This is a genomic window from Pleurocapsa sp. PCC 7327 (genome assembly GCF_000317025.1).
GTDB lineage: Bacteria > Cyanobacteriota > Cyanobacteriia > Cyanobacteriales > Microcystaceae > Hydrococcus.
The window spans coordinates 1,217,501-1,236,032 of record NC_019689.1; the positions used below are offsets into that span (position 1 = coordinate 1,217,501).

Genomic DNA, 18,532 nt, shown 5'->3' on the forward strand with positions numbered 1-18,532 from the left:
CCTGGTAAGGTTCTTCGCGTTGCATCGAATTAAACCACATACTCCACCGCTTGTGCGGGCCCCCGTCAATTCCTTTGAGTTTCACACTTGCGTGCGTACTCCCCAGGCGGGAAACTTAACGCGTTAGCTTCGGCACGGCTCGGGTCGATACAAGCCACGCCTAGTTTCCATCGTTTACAGCTAGGACTACAGGGGTATCTAATCCCTTTCGCTCCCCTAGCTTTCGTCCCTCAGTGTCAGTTCCGGCCCAGTAGCGCGCTTTCGCCACCGATGTTCTTCCCAATCTCTACGCATTTCACCGCTACACTGGGAATTCCCGCTACCCCTACCGGACTCTAGCTGCGCAGTTTCCACGGCCGCTCCGGAGTTAAGCTCCGGTCTTTGACCGCCGACTTGCGTTGCCACCTACGGACTCTTTACGCCCAATGATTCCGGATAACGCTTGCCTCCTCCGTCTTACCGCGGCTGCTGGCACGGAGTTAGCCGAGGCTGATTCGCTCGGTACCGTCACTTTCTTCTTCCCGAGCAAAAGAGGTTTACAACCCAAAGGCCTTCCTCCCTCACGCGGCGTTGCTCCGTCAGGCTTTCGCCCATTGCGGAAAATTCCCCACTGCTGCCTCCCGTAGGAGTCTGGGCCGTGTCTCAGTCCCAGTGTGGCTGCTCATCCTCTCAGACCAGCTACAGATCGTCGCCTTGGTAGGCTTTTACCCTACCAACTAGCTAATCTGACGCGAGCTCTTCTTCAGGCGAATTTCTTTCACCTTGCGGCACATCGGGTATTAGCAGCAGTTTCCCGCTGTTGTCCCCGTCCTGAAGGCAGATTCTCACGCGTTACTCACCCGTCCGCCACTAGGTGTTTCCACCCCGTTCGACTTGCATGTGTTAGGCACGCCGCCAGCGTTCATCCTGAGCCAGGATCAAACTCTCCATGGTAGAGTTGGTTTGATTGTTGCTCCAAAAACTGTTTTCAGTCTCCGGCATCTTTCGAGGTTTTCCTCGATCGGACTAGACCTCGCTAGTCGCTCGAGTTATAATTTCTTTTAACAAGGGCTCTGGCAACTTGGCTTTCAAACTATTGTCTTGTCTAGGTTCGGGGCGCTGCTCGAAGCGTTTGCCTCAACCGCGCATTTATTAATGTAACTATCTTTTGAGCGTTTGTCAACCTTTTGGCTCAAAAAATTTTTGAGTTTTTCTATAATGCGCTTGTCATGACCTTTCTGGGCGACAATGGAGAAGAAAGAGAAAGGTAGTCGATAAAGTGTCTATTAATTTTCAGTCAATCGTCGTTACGCTAAATCAGTTCTGGAGCGATCGCGGGTGTTTAATCGTTCAACCCTATGATATTGAGAAAGGAGCTGGAACTAAGAACCCGCATACATTTTTGCGAGCGTTAGGACCAGAACCTTGGTCTGTGGCTTATATAGAACCTTGTCGAAGACCGACGGACGGACGCTATGGAGAAAATCCCAATCGCTTCCAGCATTATTATCAGTATCAAGTCCTAATCAAACCTTCGCCAGACAATATCCAAGATATTTATTTGGATTCATTGAGAGCGTTGGGCATCCATCCCGAAGACCACGATATTCGCTTTGTGGAGGATAATTGGGAGGATGCAGCCGTCGGTGCTTGGGGAACTGGTTGGGAAGTTTGGTTAGATGGGATGGAAATTACTCAGTTTACTTACTTTCAGCAGTGCGGCGGGATCGATTGTCGTCCGGTTTCCATTGAGATTACTTACGGTTTAGAACGATTGGCAATGTATCTACAAGATGTAGATGCGATTATCAAGATTCGGTGGAACGATCGCATTACTTATGGAGAGATTTTTCTGCAAGCGGAAATAGAGCAATGTACTTATAATTTTGAGGCATCTAACCCGGATTTGTTGTTTAGTCTGTTCGATCTTTACGAACAGGAAGCAAAACAGCTTCTCGATCGCGAATTGGTTTGGCCAAGTCTTGATTACGTTCTCAAATGTTCTCACACTTTCAATTTGTTGGATGCAAGAGGCGTGATAGCTGTCGCGGAGAGGACGCGCTATATTGGCCGAATTCGCCATCTAGCTAGACAAGTCGCTCAATTGTACGTTCGGCAACGAGAAAAATCAGGGTTTCCGCTTTTGAATAATCAACCCGAAGTTATTAGTAAGTAGGTCGGGGTTGAAAAGCTGCGGTATGTGAAGTTAAATCAAAGCATGGATTTCCAAGCTGAGAGGTAGAGCCAATGGGCAGTCGCTTACGAGTGTTTCTCAGTGCCGCAGAAAACCGCACCTTGTTCGAGCTACGAACTGCCTGCACGGTGCCGCAGCGGGTCAAAGCTCGCGCCGAAGCGATCCGCTTGAGTCATCAGGGGATGTATGTCGAGCAGATCGCCGCATTTTTCGACTGGAATGCCCGTACAGTGCGGGAGACACTGCATCGCTGGCAAAAGAACGGGTTGGGCGGACTGTGGGATGCCCCGCATCCGGGTTGCCCAAGCCCGTTGGCAACCGGAGGACATGGCGTATCTGGAAGCATGCTTACGGCAAGAGCCACGCACCTACAATAGCCAACAACTGAGCCAGAAGTTAGCCCGTGAGCGCAATGTTGAGTTGAGTCCTGACCACCGGCGACGGGTGCTCAAAAAAAGGGGATAATTTGGAAGCGTACCCGTGCGAGCCATCGGGGCAAGCAGGATGCGATCGAAAAAGCGAGAAAACTGGCGGACTTAGAGATGCTGCAATGGGCAGCCGCCGTGGGCGAAATCGACTTATGCTATCTGGATGAATCCGGGTTCTGTCTGTGGCTGCCGGCGAGCTACAGCTATTTTTTCCAGGGAGAGCAGAAACGGCTCGAACAAACCGAACGCCGAGGCAAGCGCATCAGGATCTTGGGCTTGCTCCAACCGAGGCAGAGGTTTGACTACGGCTTAGTCGTGGGCAGTTTCGAGGCGGAACGTTACATCCGGCTGATGGACGAGCAAGCGCGTCAAGCCCAACTCCAGTTTGAGGCAACCGCCCCCATCCGAGTGATTGTCCAAGAGCGGAGTCCGGTGCATACCAGCCAATCGGTCAAGGCAAAATGGCAGGAGTGGCAAGCTTGTGGGCTGTATTGTTTCTTCTTGCCCAAATACTGCTCCGAATTGAATCCGATTGAAACCGAATGGCATCAGTTAAAAGCCCACCAATTGTGCGGGCAGATGTTTGACCATGAACTGGACTGAGCGTATGCCGCGCTCGACGGCATTGATGCTCGGGCACATGCCGGGGGATACCCAGCAGAACGATTTCGATTTCCCTCTCGATTGACGCCTTGATGATGCCTTACATACCTGAGCTTTTCTACCCTTGGCTACTTAGTTCAGTTTGAAGGGTTAGGAGGCAACCAGCGACTAGCAATCGGCATCCGCCAACCCGTACCGAAGGCGCGGTCGGTAATTTTTAGTCCTGGCGGTGCTTGTTTGCGTTTAAATTCAGCACGAGCAATTAATTTCATGACTTGGTCAACAACTTCGAGATCGTGTCCTGATTCTACGATCTGGGCAGTTGATTGATGGTGATGAATCGCGCGTTCGAGGATGTCATCGAGAATTTCGTAGGGAGGTAGGGAATCTTGGTCAACTTGTCCGGGTTTTAATTCTGCGCTAGGAGATTTAATCAGTACGTTGTTGGGAATGATTTCTCTAGTACGATTGAGCCAGCGACAGATAGAAAAGACGCGGGTTTTGGGAACGTCGGCAATGACGGCTAATCCTCCATTCATATCGCCATAAAGGGTGCAGTATCCAACTGCCATTTCTGATTTGTTGCCTGTAGATAGGAGAAGATGACCGAATTTGTTGGAGATTGCCATTAGTAGGTTTCCTCGAATGCGAGATTGAGTATTCTCTTCGGCAATACCAAACTCCGTGCCTGCAAATAAAGGTTCTAGAAGTCGATCGTAAGATTTCATGAGATCGCCGATGGGCAATTTTTGACTTTTAATGCCGAGATTTTTGACTAATGCTTCTGCGTCGGTAATAGAATGTTCCGAACTGTAAGGAGAAGGCATTAGAACTCCGAGGACATTTTCTGCACCCATCGCTTCTGCTGCGATCGCAGCGACTAATGAAGAATCAATGCCACCACTTAAGCCTAGTACAACTTGAGAAAATCCACATTTTCTGGCATAGTCTCTTACTCCCAAAACTAATGCGGAGAAAATTTCTTCTTCTTCGGTTTCTGGCAGAGGTGCGATCGCAGTTGGTAATAAATCTTTTGTTTGTTCGTCAAGTTCAATAATTTTTAAGTCTGATGCAAACGCTTTAGCACGGCAAACGACATTACCTGTGCGATTAAAAGCCACACTGTTACCATCAAAAATCAGGTCGTCATTTCCTCCTATCTGATTTACGTAAATAATAGGTGTTTGATAGCGACTAGCACTATGACTAAGCATGGCTTCGCGTAATTTTTGCTTGCTTACGGTGTAGGGAGATGCAGATAAATTTACGATGAGATCGACTTCTAATTCAGCTAAATCTTCAATGGGGTTAATTTCATAATTACGTTTTCCCCAAAATTCTTCCTCATTCCATAAGTCTTCGCAGATAGTTACACCAATATGAATTTTAGATTGTGAATCACTCTTAATTGTAAAGGAGTTAGTTTGATACCCTGGTTCAAAATAGCGATCTTCGTCGAAAACGTCATAGGTAGGTAAAAGCCGTTTGTAAAAGATTTTTTGAAGTTTTCCTCCCTCTAATAAAGCCGTGCCGTTAAAGAGAGGTTTTTGACCTTTAGATGTAGCATAAGGATTGGGTTCTGCTGTCCCTACTAAGACTGCTATTTGAGTGGGTAATTGTTGCGCTAACTCGTGCAACTTTTTTGACATTGATTCGACAAATTCTGAACTGAGGAGCAAGTCTCTTGGCGGATAACCGCACAGAGAAAGTTCGGGAGTTAGCATTAGGCGAACGCCTTCTTTAGCAGCTTGTCGTGCAGCTTCTAAAATATTTTTAGCGTTGCCAGAAAGGTCGCCTATTGTGGGATTGAGTTGTGCGATCGCAATTTTCATAGTTCTAGTCGCTGTAAAGGAACGTTCTCTTGCAAAATTTGTAATACTCTGTCATGTTCTTTGAGAGAATTACTGATTTAATTAATTTCCCGTCGTCAATGACAATACATTTATTTTTTTTTGATAAGTAAATCTTTTTTTATGATTGTATCGATTTTGCAATCGATGCGATCGATCTGATTGCGAATTTCTTAATGTCTTAGCAATCTTCAGAGAGTTTCATAATTCACTCCAAATAAATATTGAATGATTGCTTGATTTTTTGATAAAAAGTAAATTATTAATGCAATTTTTTATGACTTGTTTTTAGGGTGCAATCGCCTCTCTATATTTCCATAATATTTTAACACTAATTAATTGAGCGAATAATTTTATTTTTTTGATATTCGAATATACGAATGAGTAAATAATCTCAAATAAATACTAATGGTTTATCTTTAAATGGTGCAAATGCCTCAGCATCAAAGCGATATAAACTCGCCGGGCGACCAGCACCTTTCGATACTTTTACTCCGGTATCGCATAAAAAACCCAACTTCAATAAACGCGATCTAAAATTAGAGTAATCAGAAAAATTTTCTCCTAAAATTGTACAATAAAGTTGATAGAGATCGTTTAAGGTAAAGACTTCGGGTAACACATCAAAAGCAATAGGACTATACTCTAATTTGTTACGCAAACGCCGATAACCATACTCAAGAATCTCATTATGATCGAAGGCTAATTTTGGGACTCTTTGAATTGGATACCAAGTAATACTACTAAGATTTTCAGCGATTAACTTTGCATCCTCAAATCGCACTAGAGCAAAATAACTAACAGAAAGATAGCGAACTCCATAACTATCAGGAGATTCTCTCGGAGCTTGCCAGGGACCTCCAAAAGTATAAAGTTGTTCTAAATATAGATTTTTGACTTGGATTTTCTCTGCCAAAATTCGGTAGGCAGATTGTTCTAAAGCTTCTCCTTTACGAACCAGCGTTCCTGGCAAACTCCATTGACCGCTAAAAGGTTCATCTTTACGCTTAATTAGCAATACTAAAAGACGATTTAGCTGGGTATCTACAGAAAAAATAACGTTGTCAACGCCAACCTTAAAATTTTCTAATTCAGTCTTATTAACTAATTTTTGTTCATCGGTTTTCATATGTATAATTTTTCTCGTTTAATATATTCCTTAACAGGCTGGGTTACAATATTTTTATTTCTTTTCTCGCGATAGGCTGTGGAAGAAATGGCAGGAGCATCTAAGTCGGCAACGATACACTTTCCTCCTAGACTATGTAAGGCTTCTAAATCTTCTTCTGCAATTGGATATCCCGGACGAGGAATGACTAAAATTTGAACTTGTTTTAATAATTCTTCAAAGCGATACCAGCGACGTATTTGATTGACTAAATCAGAACCAATGACTAAGTGATATTCTGCTTCATTGCCCCACAATTCCTTGGCTTTTTCTACACTAATTAGACTTCTTAGATGGCTTAACTCTTCGTATACTCTAATATTTTTCCGAGGAGTTTTTATTTCTTCAATTAACAACCGCAACATTTCCATACGGTGTTCGAGGGAAGTTTGATGACCTTTAAAAGGATTATCAGATGCCCAAACTGCTACCCAATCGTAATGTTCGGATAACCATTCAAGAATGGCTTGATGTGCAGCCGTTGGGGGGTCAGCACTGGTACCAAATAGGGCAATTTTTGTTATTTGTCCTTCGTCATTGGTCATTTGCACTATAGTTTCGGTAGGCAAGGTTTAAAATCTCGTTTTTTGAGCAGTTATCAGTATTGAAGTACCTTATTCACCTTATAATTTTAGTGATTGGCAATCCATGATAAGCGAAGAGATTCTAAAGCATTGGAAATGTTGACGGGAACTGGTATTGGGTTATTAAGTCGGCGGGTTTCAGGAGGAAGGCTAGCAACAGATGCTTGAGTGCGTTTTTGAATGGTTTCTATTGTTTCTGGGGGGTTGACTGGCTTACCTTGTTGCATTACCAGTTCTAATAGTGGCTGTTCGTCGCTGTTGGCGGTTTCTTGAGCTAATCCTAATCTGTCTGATAAGATTTTTGAGTTTTCTTGGCGACGAAAAATTTGTTTGCGTCCTGGATAGGTAGCTTTTTTACTAGATTGCTTCATGGTGGGAATGCCATCAATTTCTACTATTTTGTAGACTCCATTGACAGGAGAACCCGTTACCAGTTTGGTTCCTAGTCCATAGCCATCGATACAAGCACCAGCTTCTTTTAAGCGAACGATTTCCCATTCATCTAGGTCGCCACTGGCAAAGATGGTAATATCTGGAAGCAGCGATCGCACTTTCTTAGATAATTCAGCTAAATCCCCAGAATCTAGCCGTACTCCCGTCACTTCTATTTTGCCCGCTTTAACCTTTTCTGCCAGACGCTCAGCCGCCGCAATGGTATCGTAGGTATCGATTAACAAAAGTGCAGTCGGAAAATAGCGATGAAAGGCACTAAAAGCATCATCTTCGCTTCCTTCAATCGCTCCAATTGCCATCACGAGAGAATGTGCCATCGTTCCGCTTGGCTTGCGTCCTAATTTCAATGCGGCTAGAACATTAGAAGTGGAATCCAGTCCCCCTGCTAAAGCCGCTCTAGCTGCCCAAAGCGAACCTTGCGGACTAAAAGCCCTTCTGGTCCCAAACTCTAACAAGATTGCGTCTTTTCCTGCCACATCCCGCATCCGAGCAGCTTTCGTAGCAATCAAAGTTTGGTAGTTTATAGTATTGAGAAGATAGGTTTCTACTAACTGAGCTTGCCATAGAGGAGCTTCTACCCGCAGCAATGGTTCGTTAGCAAAAATAGCCGTTCCCTCTGGGATTGCCCAAACATTCCCTGTAAAACGTCCCGACTCTAGCAGCGACCAAAATTTGGCGGGTGCATGGGCAAAAATTCCTGTATTTTGCAAAGCCTCCAGTTGTTGGTTAGTGAAATGTAGCTTTTCTAGATAGTCCAAAGCTTGAGCTAATCCCATTGCGATGAGATAGCCAAACTTATCGGGAAAATGGCGAACGAACAGTTCAAAGCTAGCAGGTTTGTCTTCTAATCCTTCCCCGACGTAACAAGCTACCATGGTTAGCTGGTACAAATCGGTCAGCAAGCTATAATCCTCACTACTGAAGATAAGTTGTTGGTCTTCTATCATTGCAGTTGAGAAAAAATCGTTTCTTGCTTTTGTTTAATTATAGTAATTTTTACCAAAAATGACTAGGGGTTTGCAGGCTGATTTTTAAAAAACACAAAGGGCACACAGGAAAATGCACGAGTGATATGATGCTGGCTATGCAGCGGATGATGGGATTAGGTTGTATTTTGTCGGCGATCGCTTGGAAAATATTGTCAGTTCTCGTCCTAATGCCAAAGCCTACCGAATTGAAAAGAATGGCGCTTCTGTAAGGGAAACTGTCCTAGAAACTATCTATTTAGGTGCTTCTTAATTCTTGGAACCTTCCAGGACTGTCCTGGACGCTTGGACGATGCGGTTGTTTTAATCCCTAATAGCGATTAGGAATGTTTAGAATGGGCGGCAACCAAAAAGTTATATCAAATCCGGATGAATGACCACAATAACCAGTAGTGCGAAAGCTCCTTTGCTATCGCTCAGGCTTCGCTTCGGCTCACCATGACGCTTCGCGTCTTGGTCGCGAGCGGGACATATGCGCTTACGCGCACGCTACGATGAGCGCACTACCTATTATGACTTCGGTATACTATTACTATAAAAAGTAAAACAAAGGCGATCGCTCTCTGGCAAGAGAATCGCGATCGGCTACCACACGGTATCTCTATATGACCTTAGAGCAAATGCAGGAAGTACTCAACAAAATGCTTTCTGTGCAGCAAGAGTTGCAAAATTCTCAACTTAAATTTACGGAGTCGCTATCCGAATTGAAAGATGACATTAGTGGATTAACGCAATCGGTCAAGCGGATAGATAAGATGGTTGCCAGACTATCAATCTCTCAAGCAAATTTTTGGGAGACACAAGCAGATTATTACGATCGCCTAGAAAAAGTAGAGGAGACGCACAACAAAATTGCTGAGATTTTAGAGCGATTGACAAAACAAGAAGAAAGATAAGCTTCGCTTACATGGGGAAAATATACATATATGGTTAAAGGTTTCAATCCCTAATAGGGATTAAGAATGTTTGGAATTCTTCCTGCGAATCCTCCTATGATATTAAAAGATTTGTTTCAATCCCTAATAGGGATTAAGAATGTTTGGAATGACCTGCCAAGTGTTTCCAAGTATTTTTCTTCGCTCTGTGTTTCAATCCCTAATAGGGATTAAGAATGTTTGGAATAGGGGATTGATGAGGTACTGAGTAAGCTTAAGGAGTTTCAATCCCTAATAGGGATTAAGAATGTTTGGAATATCATGATTCCGTAGGGTATGTTTGCTTAGTTTTCGTTTCAATCCCTAATAGGGATTAAGAATGTTTGGAATTCGCAGCCGTGGATTAAATCGGGAGATGTCCATAAGTTTCAATCCCTAATAGGGATTAAGAATGTTTGGAATTCGGGTGGGCCAAAGAATATTCGAGAATGGAGGCCTGCTTGTTTCAATCCCTAATAGGGATTAAGAATGTTTGGAATGGGCGATTCCTGCGAGTCCTTTTGCTTCTTGGGCTTCTCGGTTTCAATCCCTAATAGGGATTAAGAATGTTTGGAATCCAGGCTTGTTTGTCGTTGTACAAGTCAGGTGTTTCAATCCCTAATAGGGATTAAGAATGTTTGGAATATGAAGAAATGAAACGCCTGATCAGGCAAATCGACCAAACGTTTCAATCCCTAATAGGGATTAAGAATGTTTGGAATGTACAAACGTTCGTCCGCAACGGGTTACACCTTGTTTCAATCCCTAATAGGGATTAAGAATGTTTGGAATCTTTGATGAAAGCTATTCTAGTGAAACTGGAATGTTTCAATCCCTAATAGGGATTAAGAATGTTTGGAATTTTTTTCGGGAAGATTTACTACGAAAATCTTCCCGGTTTCAATCCCTAATAGGGATTAAGAATGTTTGGAACCAAATCGGCTATTTGACGCTCTGATTTTTTGTCCGTTTCAATCCCTAATAGGGATTAAGAATGTTTGGAATTGATCTAACTAGTGCTAGAGGTGCATTGAGAACGGGTTTCAATCCCTAATAGGGATTAAGAATGTTTGGAATTCCCACATCCGCCTCAAGAAGGAGGTGATCGGTGAGTTTCAATCCCTAATAGGGATTAAGAATGTTTGGAATATTGGAGTCGCCGATCGTTACTTTGTTTTTTTCGTTTCAATCCCTAATAGGGATTAAGAATGTTTGGAATTTAGGAAATATCTAAAAAAATGTCCCTCGAACGCATCCTGTTTCAATCCCTAATAGGGATTAAGAATGTTTGGAATTTAGGAAATATCTAAAAAAATGTCCCTCGAACGCATCCTGTTTCAATCCCTAATAGGGATTAAGAATGTTTGGAATCTTACCAAGCTTTTGGCTATACGGGGGTTTGGGAGTTTCAATCCCTAATAGGGATTAAGAATGTTTGGAATTTATAGGTTTTATTTTTATTAAAATTCTTCCTTAAGTTTCAATCCCTAATAGGGATTAAGAATGTTTGGAATCGAGACGAAAATATTCCTGTCAAAAATCAAGCCGTTTCAATCCCTAATAGGGATTAAGAATGTTTGGAATTCTTACACGGTAGCGTCCAACCAAGCGCGGCTTATCCGTTTCAATCCCTAATAGGGATTAAGAATGTTTGGAATGGTAGGAAGATTTTCGTAGAAATCTTTCTAGCCGAGTTTCAATCCCTAATAGGGATTAAGAATGTTTGGAATCGGGAGAGTTACTGGAATGGAAAAAAGCGCAGTGTTTCAATCCCTAATAGGGATTAAGAATGTTTGGAATGCGAAAGCCTCTCCCAATCGGCATCCTGTCAGAGTTTCAATCCCTAATAGGGATTAAGAATGTTTGGAATCTAGAAGCAAACGGGATGCCTTGGACTATAAAATTTGTTTCAATCCCTAATAGGGATTAAGAATGTTTGGAATCTAGAAGCAAACGGGATGCCTTGGACTATAAAATTTGTTTCAATCCCTAATAGGGATTAAGAATGTTTGGAATTTGGCAGGAATCAATGTTCCCACCAGCCAAAAGGGTTTCAATCCCTAATAGGGATTAAGAATGTTTGGAATTCAACAGCTCGACGAACAGAAAAAAGAATTTGAGCGAGTTTCAATCCCTAATAGGGATTAAGAATGTTTGGAATCGGGAAGGATGCTGAAGTGGATGAAGAAACAAGGTTTCAATCCCTAATAGGGATTAAGAATGTTTGGAATTTTTGGAATCCAATGCGGAGGATATTATGGAAATCTGGTTTCAATCCCTAATAGGGATTAAGAATGTTTGGAATATAATGGGTGAGGCTCGTTCATGTAGAAGGGCACGAAGTTTCAATCCCTAATAGGGATTAAGAATGTTTGGAATAATTCTTTTTCGACATTTCCCTTGTTTAAAAAATAGTTTCAATCCCTAATAGGGATTAAGAATGTTTGGAATTCTATTAGCTTAAGGTGGGTATACGAGCAATTCTCGTTTCAATCCCTAATAGGGATTAAGAATGTTTGGAATTACATTAGTACTATCCGAGCGCACGTAACTATTAAGTTTCAATCCCTAATAGGGATTAAGAATGTTTGGAAGATAAATGGTTAGCCCGGCGATACTCGTACCCAGTTTCAATCCCTAATAGGGATTAAGAATGTTTGGAATGAATCGCTAGTTACGCTTGCTCCAACGTTAATGTCAGTTTCAATCCCTAATAGGGATTAAGAATGTTTGGAATTGCTGAAGTTCCCAAATGGCTGCTCGATATTGAAGTTTCAATCCCTAATAGGGATTAAGAATGTTTGGAATCCGTAATTAGGATGGGGAGGCGAGGGGTTTGCTTGTTTCAATCCCTAATAGGGATTAAGAATGTTTGGAATTTGAAAAATCATTTCAATTTCCTCAAAAATTAATAGTTTCAATCCCTAATAGGGATTAAGAATGTTTGGAATTTGGTTCCCCTTCCCCGGTTGTTGGTTAAAAGCTTTTATCCTGTTTCAATCCCTAATAGGGATTAAGAATGTTTGGAATACCGATGTCCGAAAAGCTGACTATATTTAGTTTTCAAGGTACAGTTGCGCGAAACCTCTTTAAATTTAACATAACCGTGACAAAAAATCCACCTGGAAATGATAAAAGCTTTGCTGTGTATGATGCGCGGGTTGCTAAAGAACGTGATAGTGCTTAAAACTTGACTGAGTAGAGGGTTGAGAGACTTTTGTCTAAAGCTTCATTTCTACACCTACCCTGTCGCGCACTAGGAGAAGAAAATAGCGATCGCGAGGTGATTTTGCGCCAATCTCATTCGACTTTAAAACCCTATCTTAACCACCGATTCGGGAAACTGACGCATCAAGGCAGATAAAATCGGACAAGGGGTTTTATCTTGTAAATTACTGACGCGATCGCCCCGAAAGGTATTCCAGCGAAACGGTGCTTTTGTTTCTGCCGACATCCACAAAAGCCGTTTTGCTCGTGTCATGGCAACGTAAAGCAAGCGAAATTCTTCTGCTTTTTTCAATTTTCCCGCTTCTTCCCAAGCTTCTAGCGGTTGCGGAATGGGAGGCAAACTGTCTGGATCGAGATATTGAGCATGGACTGCGGTGCGAATTTGGGCGCGGGCGACTTCTGCGAGGGTAAAATCGCCTAAAAATTTAGAGGAAGTGGGAACCCAGGGTTTGCCTGGAAGTACGTCTTCGTGCAAGAAAGGAATGAAGACATAATCCCAGTCCAATCCCTTGGCTTTGTGCATGGTAATAATAGTTAATTGACCCTGACTGGTATAGCGATCGTCGGTCTCTTCTTCTACCGCTTCAAAGCATTCGGAACTGGCAATTTCATTGAGGGCTGCGATCGCAGTTTTTAGGGAACTATTGCCGACAATTTGTTGGTGCACTCGTTCAGATAATTTCTGTACGGTTGCGAGTTCGGAACCCGTATATTTTAACGTCATTCCCAGGAAGGGAATAAGCTGATAGTGAGGCAATTCCAGTCTAGCTCGCAGGAGATTGCAACAGTAACGGCGGGCTTGGGCCACCTGAGGTTTCTGGGGCAGATCGAGGGGACTGGGATAGAGAAATTGCTCTGGATAGGTAGCTAAAGCGTTGAGATCTTGGGCGGCAATGAGATCTCGTCGTTCTAGAATTTCTAAAGCTGCTTTGAGATTGTCGGGAGAATGGGGGCGGTCGATAAATTGTAGGAGTTTAAGAATTTCTTCAGGAATTTGCGAGAAGCGATCGCTTTCGCCGACTTCGTAAACTTTAATATTATGTTGCCGTAGTGAATCCGTCAGTTGCTCTGCCAGAAACCGACCTTGACGATTTTCCCGGACTAATATAGCGGCATTTCGCTGGGAGTCTTCCGTAAGTAATTTAATGACTCGCTTTTGGATGAGTGCGACTGTTTCATAAGTATCTTCAGGAGTATAAATTTCCAATCCCAGACCTTTAGCTTTTGGATTGGCTAATTTTTGCGGGTCGCCAGCGTCAACGGGATAAATTTTTTGCTCGCGGAAAGGTAATTCTATTTTCTGTGCGACGTAGGTATTTTTCGATTCTAAATTCTTTTGATTAATGTATCTTCTGTGCAAAACGTATTCTGAATTTTGTAACTCTTGTTGTTGTGACTGCTTATCCTTGCTTCTCCAGGTGTTATTGACCCACTCCAGGATAAAATTCGCTGCGTCGATGATACGCTGATTGCTGCGACCTGCTCGATCCATCGTAGCGAGGTTTCCTTGAATTTGGCAGGTGGTACAAAACCAGTTGAAATAGAGGGGATCGGCGGGTGTGAAGGTAGAGTTAATTGCTTGGTTGGGATCGCCAACGCGGACTAAATTCATTGGTGCATTGAGATTGCTAGGATCGGCAGCAAGAATTGAAATGAGTTTTTCTTGCAAGGGACTGGAATCTTGAGCTTCATCTTCAAAAACGGCAAAGACTTGATTTTGCCAAATCTGGCGAATGGATTCGTTTTCTAGAACTCGCAAGGCGGCGAGGATCATGTCATCGTAATCGATTAAATCGCGCGATCGCATCAATCGCTCGTATTGTTGATATAATCCCGCCGCGATCGCTAAAATTTGATAGTCATCGTTGGTCTGTTGGCTAATTTCTGCCAAGGCTTCTGGCGACAAACCGGAACTTTTTGCTTCTCGAATGACGGTGTGAGCGAGATTTGGCAAGACTTCGGTACGCAAGACCGAGTGACGGCGCAATTTTTCAGCTTCTTCGCCATCAAACTGCATTCCTTCGAGTAAGATTTGATATCTTCTCGGTGCAGTATTAATCCATTGTTCTACACAAGCTCTGACAATGCGATGTGTAGAATTAGGGGTAATGAGAGTGGCACTGTCGAGATTCAGTCCCGATAATTCTGGATAGCGATTGGCAATGTTGAGTGCTAACCCGTGCAGCGTTTGGACGCTAAAACCAGTCTGAGGAAGTTGGAGTTCTTTGAGCTGTTGTTTGATTTTATCTTTAATACTTGCTGCTGCCGAACGGGTGTAGGTGACGATAACCAGTTGTTTTCTGGCGTGGAGTTGATAGCGGGCGATCGCAATTGCCGCTGCCACTGACAAACTATGAGATTTTCCCGCGCCGGGAACCGCAGAAATCGCCATTTGTCCGCCTTTCCAGTCGGCTAAATCCCGCTGTCCCGGACGCAAACTTTTACGAAGTTGCTCTAATTTTTCCTCTAAGTCAGTCCGAACTGATGTTTCTGTCCAAGAGGACACGGTTGTTATTCTATTTGTAGCGCTGTCATTAGAATCAAATGGCATTATTTTAGTTATCAGTTATTTGATTTTTGATTTTTGATTTTAGGTTTTGGATTGCCCTATCTTCCTCATTTCGCTTTCCCGAAGGCTGAAGGAGGTGTTTGTAACTCTCGCCTTAATAGAATAGATTATTTAATTTTTACTAGCTCCAAAGCAAGTCATTATGGAAAATTTATACAAAAAAAGGGCTGCGTTTAGAGTATTTTACTGTTGCCTATAACATATTTGAAGCAGTTCTTTCGATTGGTTTTGGCAGTCTTAACAACAGCATTGCCCTAGTGGATTTTGGCTTAGATAGCATCGTGGAATCTCTTTCTGGACTCATTTTAATCTGGCGCTTGAGAAAACATCGTAACTTGTCCGAAGAAGAAGAGAAAGCGATCGAGCAATGGGCAATGAAACTGGTTGCCGCGACTTTTTTTATTCTTGGGGGTATATTTTGTTGGAATCCGTTCAAAAACTTCTGACTCAAGAAATTCCTCAGCCTTCTTTAGCAGGAATTCTCATCGCGATCGCATCGCTTATTACTATGCCTATACTCGCATGGCAAAAAGATCGCTTAGGGCAGAATCTCGACAGTAGAGCATTGATTGCCGATTCTCAAGAGACTCTTGTCTGAACTTCATTCTGATATTCAAATCGTGCTTCTAGCGTAGAGCATTGATTGCCGATTCTCAAGAGACTCTTGTCTGCGGGTGGCTATCTGCTATTTTGTTATTAGGATTGGGATTGAATTATACGTTCGGTTTTTGGCAAGCCGATCCCATGGCTGGAATTGCGATCGCGCCGTTCGTTTTCAAAGAAGGTTGGGAAACCTGGGAAGAAAGTCAACAAGAGGAAGATTAGATATGATTTTGGATTGGAGAGATCGCTCTGAAAAAAAAACTCATTCCTAGCGAGTTATCTTCTCAAGAAAGTAGCGATCGCTTTTAAATCGAACCCAAAATCATGCCCGACAGCAAAATAAATCCCAGCCATACATTTTGACGGAAAATTTCTCCGTAAATCGAATTGGGGATTTCTGGCGTACTCAAGCGAATATACTGTCCAACCCAGCCAACGACTGCTATTGCCCAAGCAATCCAAAAGCCCCAATGGAGTCTCATAACCAGGCTCAGATAAGCCAGCGAACCGGCTGTAAGGGCAAAAAAGACTCCTACCGCATCCGCCGCATACTTGCCGAAAAAGAGAGCGCTAGAGCTTACGCCAACTCTGCGATCGTCTTCGCGATCTGGCATAGCATACACGGTATCAAATCCCAGCGTCCAAAATATCGTTGCTCCCCAAAGCACCCAGGTGGCGCTGTCCAGCTTCGCCGTTACCGCACTCCAACTAATTAAAACTGCAAATCCCCAGGCGATGGAAAGAACCAGTTGGGGAATGGGAAAGACTCGCTTTGCCAGCGGATAGCAGATAATGACGGGGACGGCTGCAACACAAAGCCAAAAACTGAGAGAATTGAGATAGAAAGCTAGAACGGCAGCACAGGCAAAAGCAATCAAGGCAATAACAATACCTACTCGAACCGACAACGCGCGAGAAGCGAGAGGTCGATCGCGAGTTCTTTCGACTTCGGGATCGATATCGCGATCCCACAAATCGTTAACAACGCATCCTGCCGCACTGGTAACTAAACTGCCTAAGATAATGACGACCACTAAAGGCAGTGGCGGAGTGCCATGGGCTGCCAAAAATACCGCCCACAGCGCAGGAATCATCAAAATGAGCCGTCCTTCTGGCTTGTTCCAGCGCAGCAGTCGAAATATCGTTAACCAAACTGGTTCTGGAAGTTGTTGAGATTGAGTCATTTGATGAAAGAATTTTGGATTTTAAATTATAGACAGAAGTATTAATTAAGTTCTTTTAAGTTATATCTTGATTCTTAGCACGGTTAAGGGAAACTCTAGGGTTAGATATAGGGCAAAACCCATGGTTGATTCTGTTGATAAGGTTAAAACAAATAGGACGGAGCTGGCTACTCCAAGTAAGACAGAGCCGACTATTCTTGCTGCGATCGATATCGGAACCAATTCTATTCATATGGTAGTGGTGCAGATCGATCCGATATTAGCTGCATTTACGATTATTGCTAAGGAAAAAGATACGGTACGGTTGGGCGATCGCGATCCGAAAACGGGCAACCTCACTCCAGAAGCGATGCAAAGAGCGATCGCGGCGCTACAACGCTGCAAAGATTTAGCCATTAGCAAGAATGCCGACCATATCGTAGCAGTGGCTACCAGCGCCGCCAGAGAAGCTCCTAATGGATTAGAATTTTTACAACGAATTGAATCTGAAGTCGGGATTTTTGTCAATCTCATCTCAGGATACGAGGAAGCGCGACGCATCTATCTCGGTGTTTTGTCGGGGATGGATTTTCAAAACCAGCCACACGTCATTATCGACATTGGTGGCGGTTCGACGGAACTAATCCTGGCTGATAGTCAAGAACCTCGTTTCTTGAGTAGTACTAAAGTCGGAGCCGTTCGTCTAACACGGGAATTCATCACAACCGATCCCATTAGCGAGGCAGAGTTTGCCTATTTGCAAGCTTACGTGCGGGGAATGTTGGAGCGGGCAACGGACGAGTTGCGTTTCTACATCAAACCGGGCGAACAATTGCGTATGGTAGGTACCTCAGGGACGATAGAGACGCTCGCGATTATTCACGCGCTAGAAAAGCAAGGGGAAGTTCCCAATCCCCTCAATGGCTATCAAATAAGCCGCAAAGACATTAGAGAGATGGTCAAGCGTTTTGCGGCGATGAACTGCGAACAACGCTCCGCTATTGCTGGCATGTCGGAAAAACGGGCAGAAATTATCCTAGCGGGCGCGATCGTTTTGCAGGAAGCCATGAGCCTGCTAAATCTGGAGACAATTGTTATTTGCGAGCGATCGCTCAGAGAAGGCGTAATTGTAGACTGGATGCTAACCCACGGCTTAATCGATAGTCGGATGCGCTATCAGAGCGAAATACGCGAGCGCAGCGTCATTAAAATCGCTCACAAATATCAAGTCAATTTAGAGCACTGCGAGCGAGTTGCCAATTTTGCCCTCAGTTTATTCGACCAATTGCAAGGATATCTTCATTCCTGGGGCAGCGAAGAAAGGGAATTACTCTGGGCAGCCGCAATTTTACACAATTGCGGCTTATATATTAGCCATTCAGCCCATCACAAACATTCTTATTATCTAATTCGCAATGCAGAATTATTAGGGTTTACTGAAATAGAACTGGAACTCATCGCGAATATAGCTCGCTATCATCGTAAGAGTAAGCCCAGGAAAAAACACGAACCTTACAGCAAACTGCCCGATAACTATCGCAAAGCCATCAAACAGCTCAGCGCTATCTTACGCATTGCAGTTGCTTTGGATCGCAGGCAAATTGGAGCGATCGAAAAATTCGAGTGCAAGTACGACTCAGAGTATAAAACCCTACATTTACATCTTTTTACCTCAAATCCCGATGATGATTGTGCTTTGGAATTGTGGAATTTAGATTACGAAAAAGGGGTGTTTGAAGAAGAATATGGAGTAAGGCTAGTTGCAACTTTAGCCGTAAGTCGTGCAGCAGTAAGTTAGTTTTGAGACTAG

The 18,532-nt window shown here is 43.5% G+C and carries 12 protein-coding genes, 1 rRNA gene, 1 pseudogene and 1 CRISPR repeat array (1 of these 15 only partly in view); of the genes and pseudogenes, 7 read left to right on the forward strand and 7 right to left on the reverse strand.

The window, feature by feature from the left end:
- A 16S ribosomal RNA gene (locus PLE7327_RS05465) occupies window positions 1–933 on the reverse strand (it extends 557 nt beyond the left edge of the window).
- A gap of 331 nt (window positions 934–1,264) precedes the next feature.
- On the opposite strand from PLE7327_RS05465, the gene glyQ reads away from it, so the two are divergent.
- Both glyQ and PLE7327_RS23900 read left to right on the forward strand, forming a co-directional pair.
- Entirely contained in the window at window positions 1,265–2,155 is an 891-nt protein-coding gene (gene glyQ, locus PLE7327_RS05470) for a glycine--tRNA ligase subunit alpha (RefSeq protein ID WP_083888329.1), read from the forward strand.
- 71 nt (window positions 2,156–2,226) lie between these two features.
- Window positions 2,227–3,188: pseudogene (locus PLE7327_RS23900) on the forward strand (IS630 family transposase).
- A gap of 153 nt (window positions 3,189–3,341) precedes the next feature.
- Here PLE7327_RS23900 and PLE7327_RS05485 read toward each other — a convergent pair.
- The 4 genes from PLE7327_RS05485 to PLE7327_RS05500 form a co-directional block, all read right to left on the reverse strand.
- Window positions 3,342–5,036 carry an NAD+ synthase gene (locus PLE7327_RS05485; RefSeq protein ID WP_015142867.1) on the reverse strand — a complete coding sequence of 565 codons (1,695 nt, stop codon included), beginning with the start codon at window positions 5,034–5,036 and terminating at the stop codon, window positions 3,342–3,344.
- A 412-nt stretch (window positions 5,037–5,448) separates the two neighbouring features.
- Complete coding sequence (locus PLE7327_RS05490) at window positions 5,449–6,183, reverse strand: NUDIX domain-containing protein (protein WP_015142868.1); 735 nt, start codon at window positions 6,181–6,183, stop codon at window positions 5,449–5,451.
- Window positions 6,180–6,746 carry a nicotinate-nucleotide adenylyltransferase gene (locus PLE7327_RS05495; RefSeq protein WP_041392835.1) on the reverse strand — a complete coding sequence of 189 codons (567 nt, stop codon included), beginning with the start codon at window positions 6,744–6,746 and terminating at the stop codon, window positions 6,180–6,182. Before PLE7327_RS05495 ends, PLE7327_RS05490 begins: the two co-directional genes overlap by 4 nt.
- Before the next feature lie 107 nt (window positions 6,747–6,853).
- Window positions 6,854–8,206: a nicotinate phosphoribosyltransferase gene (locus PLE7327_RS05500; RefSeq protein WP_015142870.1), complete on the reverse strand. Its 1,353-nt coding sequence runs from the start codon at window positions 8,204–8,206 to the stop codon at window positions 6,854–6,856.
- A gap of 160 nt (window positions 8,207–8,366) precedes the next feature.
- On the opposite strand from PLE7327_RS05500, the gene PLE7327_RS26120 reads away from it, so the two are divergent.
- Both PLE7327_RS26120 and PLE7327_RS05505 read left to right on the forward strand, forming a co-directional pair.
- Entirely contained in the window at window positions 8,367–8,498 is a 132-nt protein-coding gene (locus PLE7327_RS26120; protein WP_256377717.1) for a hypothetical protein, read from the forward strand.
- Between the two features lie 352 nt (window positions 8,499–8,850).
- The gene (locus PLE7327_RS05505; protein WP_015142871.1) at window positions 8,851–9,141 is read left to right on the forward strand and encodes a hypothetical protein; all 291 of its coding nucleotides are present in this window, start codon (window positions 8,851–8,853) and stop codon (window positions 9,139–9,141) included.
- Window positions 9,142–9,181: 40 nt separating this feature from the next.
- Window positions 9,182–12,189: a CRISPR direct-repeat array (repeat unit 37 nt; unit sequence GTTTCAATCCCTAATAGGGATTAAGAATGTTTGGAAT).
- 280 nt (window positions 12,190–12,469) lie between these two features.
- Here PLE7327_RS05505 and PLE7327_RS05510 read toward each other — a convergent pair.
- Window positions 12,470–14,938 (reverse strand): ATP-dependent helicase, encoded by a 2,469-nt coding sequence (locus tag PLE7327_RS05510; RefSeq protein WP_015142873.1) that lies wholly within the window; start codon window positions 14,936–14,938, stop codon window positions 12,470–12,472.
- 385 nt (window positions 14,939–15,323) lie between these two features.
- On the opposite strand from PLE7327_RS05510, the gene PLE7327_RS22555 reads away from it, so the two are divergent.
- Together PLE7327_RS22555 and PLE7327_RS05520 are read left to right on the forward strand one after the other, a co-directional pair.
- Window positions 15,324–15,554, forward strand: coding sequence for a hypothetical protein (locus PLE7327_RS22555; protein WP_051036386.1), 231 nt, complete (start codon window positions 15,324–15,326; stop codon window positions 15,552–15,554).
- Between the two features lie 41 nt (window positions 15,555–15,595).
- On the forward strand, window positions 15,596–15,781 hold the full coding sequence (locus PLE7327_RS05520; RefSeq protein WP_041391877.1) for a hypothetical protein: 186 nt from the start codon (window positions 15,596–15,598) through the stop codon (window positions 15,779–15,781).
- 83 nt (window positions 15,782–15,864) lie between these two features.
- On the opposite strand, the gene PLE7327_RS05525 is transcribed toward PLE7327_RS05520, so the two are convergent.
- Window positions 15,865–16,743, reverse strand: a complete 879-nt coding sequence (locus PLE7327_RS05525) for a 4-hydroxybenzoate solanesyltransferase (RefSeq protein WP_015142874.1) — start codon at window positions 16,741–16,743, stop codon at window positions 15,865–15,867.
- A gap of 121 nt (window positions 16,744–16,864) precedes the next feature.
- Between PLE7327_RS05525 and PLE7327_RS05530 the strand changes: the two genes are divergently transcribed.
- Complete coding sequence (locus tag PLE7327_RS05530) at window positions 16,865–18,520, forward strand: Ppx/GppA phosphatase family protein (protein WP_015142875.1); 1,656 nt, start codon at window positions 16,865–16,867, stop codon at window positions 18,518–18,520.
- Window positions 18,521–18,532 lie beyond the last annotated feature (12 nt).